Consider the following 10,961-nt stretch of genomic DNA (forward strand, 5'->3'; position numbering starts at 1 on the left):
AAGTTGTACTCTTAAATCAAGACTAACCCTTGGCCAACTTCGCCCAGGTGTCGCGTAAGGTCACAGTGCGATTGAACGCCAATTTATCTGACTGTGAGCCTTTGCCGTCGACACAGAAATAACCGAGACGTTCAAACTGGAAGGTTTCCCCGGCCTCCGCGCTGGCAAGCCCAGGCTCTACAAGAGCACCAGTAAGCACCTCGAGAGATTCCGGGTTGAGGAGCTCGCGATAGTCTCGGTCCTTCTCGGACGCGGGATCGGCAACACTGAGCAGACGATCATAAAGACGAACTTCTACAGGAACAGCGTGTGCCGCAGCAACCCAATGGATAATCCCCTTAACCTTTTTGCGCCCTTCCGGCAACACGCCACCGCCAGTCTCCGCATCGTAACTGCAGCGCAATTCAGTGACCTCACCGCTCACCGGATCCTTGATCACCTCATCGCAGCGAATAATATAGCCATAACGCAGCCGTACTTCCCGATCCGGCCCCAATCGGAAAAACTTCTTCGGCGGATCTTCCATGAAATCATCGCGGTCAACGTAAATTTCACGACCGAAAGGAATCGTCCGGCTGCCCATTTCAGGTTTTTTGGGATGCTTTGGTGCCGTAAACTCTTCGCTCTGCCCTTCTGGATAATTGGTGATGGTCACCTTCAGTGGACGCAAGACCCCCATGGCACGTGGCGCTATCTGATCAAGGTCTTCACGGACACAATCTTCCAGGGTGCTCATATCAATAACACTGTCGCTCTTACCGACACCGATCCGTTCGCAGAAAGTGCGGATTGCTGCGGCGGTAAAGCCACGACGGCGCATCCCCGAGAGCGTCGGCATGCGAGGGTCATCCCAACCGGAGACATGCTTTTCATTAACCAACGCCAGCAGTCGACGCTTGCTCATCACCGTATAGGTCAGGTTGAGGCGTGCGAACTCAATCTGTTGAGGATGATAAATCTCCAGCGCCTCACAGAGCCAATCGTAGAGAGGTCGATGATCCTGGAACTCGAGGGTACAGAGAGAGTGGGTGATCTTTTCCAGGGAGTCCGACTGACCGTGGGCGAAATCGTACATCGGATAGATGCACCAGGCATCGCCGGTGCGCGGATGCGTCGCACGCAGAATCCGGTAAAGCACCGGGTCGCGAAGATTCATGTTGGGCGCAGCCATATCAATCTTGGCACGCAACACCCGTGAGCCATCATCAAATTCACCGGCGCGCATCCGTCGCAGCAGGTCGAGATTCTCGCCAACAGTGCGGCTGCGGTAGGGGCTCTCTTTGCCCGGCTCCGTCAAGGTGCCGCGATACTCACGCATCTCCTCGGGGGGCAGATCACACACAAAAGCCAGCCCTTTTTCGACCAGTTTCTCGGCAAAAGCGTACAGAGCCTCGAAATAGTCCGAAGCGTGATATTCATTTTCGCCCCAGTCAAAGCCGAGCCAGCTCACATCGGTTTTAATAGCATCGATATATTCCTGCTCTTCCTTAACCGGGTTGGTGTCATCAAAGCGCAGGTGACATCGCCCCTGGTAAAGTGCGGCCAGGCCGAAATTGAGACAGATCGATTTAGCGTGACCGATATGCAGGTAACCGTTGGGCTCGGGTGGGAAACGGGTAACAACACTTTTATGCTTACCGCTGGCCAGATCCTCATCGACAATATTACGGATAAAGTTGGGGCCCAACTGCACGGGGGGATGACTCATATGAAGGCTACTCCTCGAATTTCTTTTCAGTATTAAGCTAACATCCGGGCCTAAACACAAAATTTTGCCCCGGACAATATCTCGTTAAACATCTCAGCTGTCGCTTGTGGCCATCAACACGACTGCATGTGCGGAGATCCCTTCTCCGCGGCCGGTAAAGCCAAGCTGCTCGGTTGTTGTCGCCTTCACATTCACGCAGCCGCCCGGGACCTGGCAAACCTTGGCCAGGTTGACCACCATCTGGACAACAAAGGGGGCCAATTTGGGGCGCTGTGCAACCACAGTCGTGTCCAGATTGCTGACTCGAAAACCGCGGGCCGTTGCCAAACCGACGACATGCTCCAGAAGCAGCACACTGTTGATCCCTTTGTAGGTCTCATCAGTGTCAGGGAAGTAACGTCCTATATCACCAAGACCCAGAGCGCCGAGGATGGCATCAGAAACCGCATGCAACAAAACATCAGCATCTGAATGCCCGTGCAGACCATATTCGTAGGGAATGGTAACACCCCCCAGAACCAGAGGACGATCAGGAACCAGGCGATGAACATCGAAACCATGACCAATGCGTATCATGTCAGAGAGACCTCTCCCGCCGCGATCAAAGCCCTGGCCAGGGCCAGGTCTGCCGGCGTCGTTATCTTGATATTGTGTGGATGACCGGGAAGAACGGCAACCGGCCAGCCGCACCATTCAACCAGGGAGGCATCATCAGTGCCAAGATAGCCGCCGGCATAAGCCCGTCTGTGCGCCTCACGAATTCTGTCACAGCGAAACGCCTGGGGAGTCTGCACCTGCCAGAGCAGGCTTCGATCCAGGGTCGAACGTACCAGCCCGTCAAAGACCTCTTTGATCGTATCCTGTGCCGGAACAGCCAGGATCGCAGCACCCTCGGCAGCAGCCAACTGCACCAGCGGACCTATCTGCTCCTGCGGAAAGAACGGGCGAACGCCATCGTGAATAAGAATCACATCCTGATCCGCCGCGCCACAAGCCTCCAGCCCGTTACGAACAGAGTCCTGTCGTTCTGCACCCCCGGCAATCACGACACCGATCTTTTCCAGACGATAGCGTTCCACCAGGTCGGCCCGACAAGTGGCGACATCCTCCTCTGGAACAACCAGGTGAATTGAAGAAATTTGCGGTTGATCAGCAAGCCGTGACAGCGTCTGCACCAGAATCGGCCGATCGCCAAGCTCCAGGTACTGCTTTCTCGTATCACCACCGATCCTGCTGCCAGTGCCTGCAGCCGGGATCAGAACATGAACATTCATAGGCTCTTCCTGTTGTCAGTCGTTAATAGTCCTGCCTGGAGGCCAGGCCAACGACTTTGCAAGGGGTTCCAAAAAACCGCTCATGTGCGACTCGAACTACTATTTCTATCGTATTTACTGCGATTTGAAAATAATTAATTAGAAGATACTTTCGCCGACAGCAAATAATAAGGGCCGAGTGCTCATTAGCACCCGGCCCGAAATTCTTGATTCTTTCTTTTTGAAATCAGTTGACCATATTTTCGAGGCGTTCCGTCACCATATCTTCCTCGATGCCTTCAGCAAGAGCCAGCTCCTTGACCAACAGCCTTCTGGCCAACTCCAGAACTTTTTTCTCACCGTAAGAAAGTTCTTTCTCTTCCTTGATCAGGTAAAGCTCGCGCAGAACTTCAGCAACATCAATCGGGTCACCCGTTTTGATCTTGTCGTTGTATTCACGCTGTCGGCGGCTCCAGGAAGCAATTGCCAAAGAGCCGATTTGCTTTTCCTCGAGGACATTGTATATTGTCTCGACTTTGTCTTTACTGATCAGAGTACGCAAACCAACCTGATGGGCATTGCCCACCGGGACCATGATGGTCATATCGTTATCAATGATGCGCAGGATATAAAAGTCGTGGGTTTGACCGCAGAACTCGCGAGACTCAATATTTTCAACAACACCGACCCCTTGTGCAGGGTATACAGCTCGGTCACCAATTTTAAACATTATTGTTAATTCTCCCTGTGGAAATAAATACATTACCACGAGCGACCTCTTCAGTCAAGGAAACCCAGATTGTTCGCGGGTTTGTTCACACAAGAGACTTGACAGAAAAACAAACTGCCGAGAGGACAAAATGCGTATTGGCGTAATCGGCTCCGGTGCTCTTGGGCTTTTTTATGGAAGCCTGCTGCAACGGGCCGGACATGATGTTCATTTTCTCCTGCGTCGCGACTACCAGGCGATCACTTCATCTGGCCTGAAAGTCACTTCACCTCGTGGTGACTTCCAGCTGCGACAGGTCAAGGGCTACCGCAACAGCTCAGAGATCGGCCCGGTCGACCTGGTCCTGATCGGCCTGAAAGCCTATGCTAATCAGTCACTTATTGGACTTGTCCGCCCGCTGGTAAACGACGGGACCACAATCCTGACTCTGCAAAACGGTCTCGGCAACGAGGAGCTCTTGGCAACAGCCTTCACTGCAGAACAGATCGTGGGAGGGGTTGCCTTTCTTTGCTGTAATCGCGGTGAGCCAGGAACGGTTCACCACCTCGACCAGGGCGCCATCCGCATTGCCGAGTTCGTTCACAAGCCCGGCAGTAGACTCGAGGCTCTGTCCAAAAGCTTCAATCAAGCGGACATCCCCTGCACCACGGGCCCCGATCTCGCCCGAATCCGCTGGGAAAAATTGGTCTGGAACATCCCCTTCAACGGCCTTTGCGCCTTAACTGGCCTGCCGACCAATCAACTTCTGAACTGCCCGGAAACCCGGCAACTGATTACGGAGATCATGCAGGAAGTGATCGCCGCCGCCAACCAGCAAGGCTTATCGGAAGCCATCGATGCAACCGCCACCATTGAACCGATGCTACAGACAACTGCAGGCATGGGCGCTTACCGGCCAAGCATGATGATTGATCGTCAACAGGGGGCGCCTCTGGAGCTTGCCGCGATCTATGCGATCCCCCTGCAGCAGGCCGCTCGCACCAACACACCAATGCCGCGGACCGCGATGCTCCACGCTCTCTTGCAGGCAACCGAGCATCCTGAACAAGACAATAGCTGAAGGCCGTTCAAGGTACAATCACAGGCTTCTGCCAGCAGAAGGAGCCTCGCCTATTCCAGAACACGGCAGAGGCCGGTCACCTTGCCGACAATCGCCACATCCAGCGTGCCGGCAGCAATGATGATCGGCGCCATGCCGGCATTCTCCGGCTGCAGGCGGATGCGATCACCTTCATGGAAAAAACGCTTCAAGGTGGCCTCGCCATCAATCAGAACCACTACAATTTCACCATTCTCCGCCGTTGACTGCGGACGAATCACCGCCAAGTCTCCAGCAAGGATATGCGCCTCAATCATCGAGTCACCCTTGACCCGCAGCAGAAACGCATCCCGGGATTTAACCAGCACAGAGTCCACGGCGATATGCGCCTCAACTTCCTCCATCGCCAATTCCGGAACACCGGCCCGCACGCTACCAACCAACGGCAAAAGGACTGCACCACGCTCGACACGATTCGTCAGGGTGATGGAACGAGAGCTGCCGGGGCTCCGGGTGATCAGGCCTTCTCGTTCCAGAGCCTTGAGGTGACGTAAGACACCGAGGTTACCGGAGACATGAAGATGACTGGCGATATCCTGAAGGGTCGGCGGATAACCTTTGTCAGCCAGATAAGCGACCAGAAAGTCGTAGACCTGCTGTTGTCGGTTCGTCAGTTTTGACATGAAAGACTCACTTTTAAAAAAAGGAAAACTCACTATTTATTTACTATAAAGTAACTACCGTAATTAAATAGTGAGAGTCAAGAAATCAGAGGTGACGCAGAGGCAACAATTTGCGATGATAGAGCCATCATGCCTGAGCCAACCGTCGACATCCTTTCGCCCGAACCGAGCCACGAAGAGTGGCGGCCCTTATCCTCGCGGCTCGACACAACAAAAGCGATCACCCTGTCAAAACGACAGATGCGCAGTTGGTCGCTGGTTCTGGCCGCACGCCACATCCCCTGCCATCCAGAACGACGGGGCTTCGGTTGGCAGTTGCTGGTCCCGGCAAACATGCTGGCGCTGGCAACAAAAGAACTGCGCCAGTACGAGAGCGAAAATCATGGCTGGCCCCCCCCACCCCCGCAAGAGTCACCCCTGATCGACAATCGCGCGACCACCCTCTGGGTCTTGATTGCTATCGGGGTTTTCTACAATCTCACCCTGCGCGACATCAACCTCGCCGGACACTACCCCGTTAACTGGCATGAACTGGGCAACGCCCACGCTGGCAAGATCATGGACGGTCAATGGTGGCGCCTGATTACCGCTCTCACACTGCACGCCGACTGGCAGCACTTGCTGGGTAACCTGGTGATTGGAGGCGTATTCATTTCACGCTTGTGTCGTGACCTGCGCTCCGGTCCAGGCTGGCTGTTGCTGCTGGCCGCCGGAACCTTAGGTAATCTGATTAACGCCTGGCTGCAAAACCCTGCTCACCGAGCGGTCGGTGCCTCCACAGCGGTCTTCGGCGCGGTCGGCATCCTGGCCGCCATCAGCATGGTGCGCTACCGTCAGAATTTGCGCCTACGCCGGCGCTGGACCTTACCGGTCGCAGCGGCCCTCGGCCTGCTCGCCATGCTCGGTGTCGGCGGTGAGAACACCGACCTCGGCGCCCACCTGTTCGGCTTCCTCTTCGGCCTGCCGCTCGGCTTCGGCGCCGAACTGGCCATAGAGAGATATGGCCGCCCCCTCTGGAAGGTGAACACTTTAATGGCCATGACCAGCATCGTCATCGTCATCGGAGCCTGGTGGGCGGCCCTGAACTGAAGAGGTTGACGGACTGTCGATTGACGCTATTGTTCTATGGAGAGTCAAAAGTCTTAATTCTGGAGAACACTTATGAAAAGTTGGCCCTTCCGGTTTGGACTTATCGTTATCGGTGCAATCATCGGTATTGCTTATTGGTATTTTTATCTTCCCGGACAAGAGGAGCCGGAGCAGGTGTTCACGCCGGCACCGGTTGTCGAGCCAAACGTTGAACCGGTGATCCAACATCCGGTCACCACAACCCCTGAAGAGCTGGAAAGTACTGAGCCACTCATCGACCTGGAAAAACCTCTGCCGGAGCTGAAGCAGAGTGACCTGCCGATGGCCGAGATTCTCGCCAAGCTCTTTGCCGACCAGAAGTTGGACCGTTTCTTTATCCTCGAACATTTTATCGAGCGCTTCGTGGTCATGGTCGACAACCTGCCGCGGCCACAGCTGCCGGCGACCCACCGGCCACTAAAAAAAACACCTGGAAAATTTCTGGCGCAGGGAGAACGCGATCAATTAACGATCGCTCCGGCCAACTATAAGCGCTACACACCGCTGATCAAGTTGTGGGCCTCACTCGACACCACGCAGGTTGTCGCTGTCTACAAACGCCTCTTCCCGCTCTTCCAGCAAGCCTACCAGGAGCTAGGCTACCCGAAGGCTTACTTCAATGACCGCCTGGTTGAAGTCATCGATCACCTGTTGGTCACTCCGCAGATAACCGGACCTGTTTATTTGACCCAACCCAAGGCCCTTTACCTCTATGCCGACCCTGATCTGGAAGCTCTCTCGGCCGGCCGCAAGATCCTGCTGCGTTGCGGTCCGGAAAATGCGGCTCAGATCAAGACCCTGCTGCACAAGTATCGCAAATTGCTCGCGGCGAGCTGACAAATCGATCTGTTTTTGGAAACAGAAAGGGCGGCCAATTGGCCGCCCTTTCTGCGTTTATTTTCTTCCATCTGCTCAGCAACAAGGCTGTCAGGCCGCCTGCTTCTTCAGCAGGTAGCGCCCGACCCAGTTCTTGGAGAACTGGAAAGCGGTTCGCCCGCAGCGTTTGCTCTTGTCACGTGACCATTTCACCGCATCCTGCTCGAGCTCAGGAGACCAGGGGATTTCGACCTTGCGTTCACGGGCCTGGCGCTCCACACAGAGACGGACGGCGTCAAGGTAACGCTCCTGGCTGAACACGTGGAAGGGGACCCACAGACCAAAACGGTCGGAAAGTGAGACCTTCTCCTCCATCGCCTCGCTCTGCTGCAATTCCCCTTTGACGTATTTACCGCCGAGATGATCGGATTCATATTCAGGCAACAAGTGGCGACGGTTCGAGGTCACGTAGATCAGTACGTTCTCCGGTGCTGAATAGACCGAGCCGTCGAGTGCGCTCTTCAGCATCTTGTAGCTCAGCTCGCCGACCTCGAAGGTCAGATCGTCGCAGAGCAGAATAAACCGATAAGGCTCGTTCTCTACTGCGGCAAAAATCTCCGACAGATAGATCAGGTCTTCCTTCTCCACCTGGATGACGCGCAAACCATCGGCGGCGTACTCATTGAGCAGAGCCTTAACCAGGGAAGATTTACCGGTCCCACGCGAACCCCAGAGCAGCGAATTATTGGCGGGCAAGCCGGCAAGGAACTGCCGGGTATTATCGATCATGATTTCCTTCTGGTCTTCAACACCGAGAAGTTCATCAAGAGTGGTGGTGTCGGTCACTTTGACCGGCTCGAGAAAGCCGGAAAAGGAATGACGGCGCCAATTAGCAGCGGAGCAGGTCAACCAGTCAACCGGCTTGCACGCCTTGGGCAACAACTGTTCTACGGAACTGAGAACACGCTCCAACTGGGCAACAACTTCGGGTTTCAACATCATCTTTTTCATCTCTCTTTCTTTCTATCGGCCATTCATTAGGTGCTTAAAAGCGTTTCTGTATACGTTATCCACAGGGATGAAGTCAAATTTTAATCATCTTTTACACCAACTTACGCGCCGGAAGTGTTGCACCTTTCTCTGGCTAAGGTTATGCTCGACAAAGACCTGAGCTCACGATAAGGCGCCTCTAAACGTGGAGAACCTTTATGGATATTTTCGCCAAGCTGGCCGCAAGCACCCTCAAAGAGAATAGCGAAGGAGACCTGCCCGACTTCATCGTGCCGCTACTGATGAAGGTCGCCGAGAATCCGGCTGATTTCGCTGGCCGCGAAGCTCTGGTCGAGGAGCTCGTCATGCGCGTCGAGCAGTACGAGACCTGGTCCGAGATGTGCTGTGAAAAACAAGGCTTCAGTCTCGAAGACATCCATCGCACCCTCGACCGTCTCAAAGTCAGATACTAACGTTACAGGGCCAGCGACGATTGTCCATGCAGAGCATTCACGACGAAATCATCAAACACCTGCCACGTGCGGAAGAATCCCGACGCCTTTTTCACGGTCGGGGCCACTGCTTTGCCGGTTATGAAGATCTACTGATTGACTACTTCCCCCCTGTTGTCATGGTCACCCTCTACCAGAAGCGTCCTCAAGCCTGGCTGGAGGAACTGACCGAAATGCTGATCTCAACCTTGCCTGAACAGCCCCAGACGATTCTACTGCAGGAACGCTTCCTTGCCAATGGACCAAGCCGCCTGCTGCACGGGCCAATGTCTGAAGATATAGAAGCCCGGGAAGCGGGTCTCTCTTTTCGCCTGCGTCTCGGCGAGGCACAGAACATCGGATTCTTCCCGGACATGGCAGCAGGCCGCAAACTGGTTCGCGAGCGCGCTACGGGCAAGCGCGTGCTCAACCTCTTTGCCTACAGCTGCAGCTTTTCTGTTGCAGCACTGGCCGGAGGTGCGACCCAGGTCGTCAACCTCGACATGAACCGCGGCGCTCTGGAGCTTGGCAGGCGCAACCATCAACTCAACAACATCGATCTGCGCAAAGCCAGCTTTCTCCCCCTGGAGTTCTTCCGCAGCCTCAGCAAACTGAAGAAGATCGGCCCTTTCGACCTGGTGATCTGTGACCCGCCAGCCGCCCAGGGGAAAAGTTTCACCGCGGAGAAGCACTGGCCAAAGCTGGTGCGCACGCTCCCCAAACTGGTCAGCTCCGGAGGTGAAGTCCTGGCCTGTCTCAACGCCCCCCACCTCGGCCCTGACTATCTCGACGACCTGTTTGCCGAAATCCTCCCTGCCGCAGAAAATCTGGGCATGTTTACTCCGGGAGAGGATTTCCCCGAAGCCGACCTGGCGTGCGGAGTCACTCTGCATCTTTACCGTCTGCCTTGAGGTGCCATTCAGACAAAAAGAAAGACAACTCAAACCATCAATTAACGCAAAATCGCGAAGATGCCGAGTTCGCAGAGGAAGGGAAAACTCCAGCGCTTGGTTATGATCGGTATTTCTCTGCGATCTACGTTCCTCTGCGTGAGGCAGATTTTTCTTTTAGAACCGTTATTTTTTCTAAAGATTGTGCTAATCTGGCCTCCTTGAATTCTGCAATTAAAGGATGGCAATTCCTGTCATGACGACAGCAACTTCCCCGCTTGGCAAATTTTATCGTAGCCTCTTTACCCTGCTCCTGATATTGCTGGTTCTAACCGCCTGCAGTACGCCACAAAGGCAGAGGAGCACGACAAAACCCGTTCCATCCGAAGACCCAATCTCCTCCCTGCTCAAAGAGACGCCACACCCTGAAAATGAAGCGGCACAGACAACAGTGCCCCTGGAAAAGATGGGTTATTCGATCCAGGTCGGTGCCTTTGCCAATCTCGACAACGCCGTGCGTCTGGAGCGCCTTCTCGAATCGCGAGGCATAGATGCCTACTACTTCCGCCATGAGTCGGGGCTTTACAAGGTTCGCTTCGGCAATCACAGCACCTACAAACCGGCCCGTGCCGAAGCCGAACGGTTACAGGCCCAGAGCTTGATCGATACATTTTTCATTGTCTTCCCCGAGGATTATGCCGCCGCCCGCATCAAGCAAAGCGGCAAAGGCAACCTGCGCAACGAGCTGGTTAAAACAGCCAAGCGCTTCATCGGCATTCCCTACCGCTGGGGCGGCACAACCGCCAAGAACGGTTTTGACTGCAGTGGTCTGACGATGGTCTCTTACCGGCTGAACGGGCTCAACCTGCCACGCGTCTCACGCAGCCAGTTCAAGGCAGGCAAGTGGATCTCGAAGAAAAACCTGCAACCGGGAGACCTGGTCTTCTTCGCCACCAAGGGTGGCACGCGCGTCACCCACGTCGGCATGTATGTCGGTAGCGGCAACTTCATCCACGCCCCCCGAACCGGCAAAAAAGTACGCATCGAAAAACTTTCGAACTCGTTCTTTGCAAAAACCTACATGGGCGGCAGGACCTATCTTTAGGGGCTGGAGGCTGGAGGCTGGAGGCTGGAGGCTGGAGGCTGGAGGCTGGAGGCTGGAGGCTGGAGGCTGGAGGCTGGAGGCTGGAGGCTGGAGGCTGGAGGCTGGAGGCTGGAGGCTGGAGGCTGGAG

General features: G+C 54.9%; 12 protein-coding genes. 6 read left to right on the forward strand and 6 right to left on the reverse strand.

What is annotated here, in order from left to right:
- Positions 1-22 precede the first annotated feature (22 nt).
- The 4 genes from P9J64_14260 to P9J64_14275 form a co-directional block, all read right to left on the reverse strand.
- Positions 23-1,708 carry a glutamine--tRNA ligase/YqeY domain fusion protein gene (locus P9J64_14260; GenBank protein ID MDG5469490.1) on the reverse strand — a complete coding sequence of 562 codons (1,686 nt, stop codon included), beginning with the start codon at positions 1,706-1,708 and terminating at the stop codon, positions 23-25.
- A 93-nt stretch (positions 1,709-1,801) separates the two neighbouring features.
- On the reverse strand, positions 1,802-2,284 hold the full coding sequence (gene ispF / locus P9J64_14265; protein ID MDG5469491.1) for a 2-C-methyl-D-erythritol 2,4-cyclodiphosphate synthase: 483 nt from the start codon (positions 2,282-2,284) through the stop codon (positions 1,802-1,804).
- Positions 2,281-2,982, reverse strand: coding sequence for a 2-C-methyl-D-erythritol 4-phosphate cytidylyltransferase (gene ispD, locus P9J64_14270; protein ID MDG5469492.1), 702 nt, complete (start codon positions 2,980-2,982; stop codon positions 2,281-2,283). The genes ispF and ispD overlap by 4 nt, the downstream gene beginning before the upstream one ends.
- A gap of 226 nt (positions 2,983-3,208) precedes the next feature.
- Positions 3,209-3,691, reverse strand: a complete 483-nt coding sequence (locus P9J64_14275; GenBank protein ID MDG5469493.1) for a CarD family transcriptional regulator — start codon at positions 3,689-3,691, stop codon at positions 3,209-3,211.
- 130 nt (positions 3,692-3,821) lie between these two features.
- Here P9J64_14275 and P9J64_14280 point away from each other — a divergent pair, with 130 nt between their 5' ends.
- A complete protein-coding gene (locus P9J64_14280; GenBank protein ID MDG5469494.1) occupies positions 3,822-4,751 on the forward strand; it encodes a putative 2-dehydropantoate 2-reductase in 930 nt (309 codons plus the stop codon).
- A gap of 50 nt (positions 4,752-4,801) precedes the next feature.
- Here the strand turns inward: P9J64_14280 and lexA are convergent, their stop codons facing one another.
- A complete protein-coding gene (lexA, locus tag P9J64_14285) occupies positions 4,802-5,413 on the reverse strand; it encodes a transcriptional repressor LexA (GenBank protein MDG5469495.1) in 612 nt (203 codons plus the stop codon).
- 129 nt (positions 5,414-5,542) lie between these two features.
- Here lexA and P9J64_14290 point away from each other — a divergent pair, with 129 nt between their 5' ends.
- Complete coding sequence (locus tag P9J64_14290) at positions 5,543-6,502, forward strand: rhomboid family intramembrane serine protease (GenBank protein MDG5469496.1); 960 nt, start codon at positions 5,543-5,545, stop codon at positions 6,500-6,502.
- A gap of 72 nt (positions 6,503-6,574) precedes the next feature.
- Positions 6,575-7,378, forward strand: coding sequence for a DUF3014 domain-containing protein (locus tag P9J64_14295; GenBank protein ID MDG5469497.1), 804 nt, complete (start codon positions 6,575-6,577; stop codon positions 7,376-7,378).
- Positions 7,379-7,468: 90 nt separating this feature from the next.
- On the opposite strand, the gene P9J64_14300 is transcribed toward P9J64_14295, so the two are convergent.
- On the reverse strand, positions 7,469-8,359 hold the full coding sequence (locus P9J64_14300; protein MDG5469498.1) for an ATP-binding protein: 891 nt from the start codon (positions 8,357-8,359) through the stop codon (positions 7,469-7,471).
- A 206-nt stretch (positions 8,360-8,565) separates the two neighbouring features.
- Here P9J64_14300 and P9J64_14305 point away from each other — a divergent pair, with 206 nt between their 5' ends.
- From P9J64_14305 to P9J64_14315, 3 genes are all read left to right on the forward strand, one after another.
- Complete coding sequence (locus P9J64_14305) at positions 8,566-8,820, forward strand: hypothetical protein (GenBank protein MDG5469499.1); 255 nt, start codon at positions 8,566-8,568, stop codon at positions 8,818-8,820.
- Between the two features lie 26 nt (positions 8,821-8,846).
- Positions 8,847-9,749 (forward strand): class I SAM-dependent methyltransferase, encoded by a 903-nt coding sequence (locus tag P9J64_14310; protein ID MDG5469500.1) that lies wholly within the window; start codon positions 8,847-8,849, stop codon positions 9,747-9,749.
- Positions 9,750-9,984: 235 nt separating this feature from the next.
- Positions 9,985-10,833: an NlpC/P60 family protein gene (locus P9J64_14315; protein MDG5469501.1), complete on the forward strand. Its 849-nt coding sequence runs from the start codon at positions 9,985-9,987 to the stop codon at positions 10,831-10,833.
- The last annotated feature ends 128 nt before the right edge of the window (positions 10,834-10,961 follow it).

This window comes from Deltaproteobacteria bacterium IMCC39524, from assembly GCA_029667085.1.
Taxonomy (GTDB): Bacteria; Desulfobacterota; Desulfuromonadia; order Desulfuromonadales; family BM103; genus M0040.

Coding starts and splice junctions, on each gene's coding strand:
- P9J64_14260 (MDG5469490.1), bottom strand. CDS start 1,708: ATGAGTCATCCCCCCGTGCAGTTGGGCCCCAACTTTATCCGTAATATT.
- ispF (MDG5469491.1), bottom strand. CDS start 2,284: ATGATACGCATTGGTCATGGTTTCGATGTTCATCGCCTGGTTCCTGAT.
- ispD (MDG5469492.1), bottom strand. CDS start 2,982: ATGAATGTTCATGTTCTGATCCCGGCTGCAGGCACTGGCAGCAGGATC.
- P9J64_14275 (MDG5469493.1), bottom strand. CDS start 3,691: ATGTTTAAAATTGGTGACCGAGCTGTATACCCTGCACAAGGGGTCGGT.
- P9J64_14280 (MDG5469494.1), top strand. CDS start 3,822: ATGCGTATTGGCGTAATCGGCTCCGGTGCTCTTGGGCTTTTTTATGGA.
- lexA (MDG5469495.1), bottom strand. CDS start 5,413: ATGTCAAAACTGACGAACCGACAACAGCAGGTCTACGACTTTCTGGTC.
- P9J64_14290 (MDG5469496.1), top strand. CDS start 5,543: ATGCCTGAGCCAACCGTCGACATCCTTTCGCCCGAACCGAGCCACGAA.
- P9J64_14295 (MDG5469497.1), top strand. CDS start 6,575: ATGAAAAGTTGGCCCTTCCGGTTTGGACTTATCGTTATCGGTGCAATC.
- P9J64_14300 (MDG5469498.1), bottom strand. CDS start 8,359: ATGATGTTGAAACCCGAAGTTGTTGCCCAGTTGGAGCGTGTTCTCAGT.
- P9J64_14305 (MDG5469499.1), top strand. CDS start 8,566: ATGGATATTTTCGCCAAGCTGGCCGCAAGCACCCTCAAAGAGAATAGC.
- P9J64_14310 (MDG5469500.1), top strand. CDS start 8,847: ATGCAGAGCATTCACGACGAAATCATCAAACACCTGCCACGTGCGGAA.
- P9J64_14315 (MDG5469501.1), top strand. CDS start 9,985: ATGACGACAGCAACTTCCCCGCTTGGCAAATTTTATCGTAGCCTCTTT.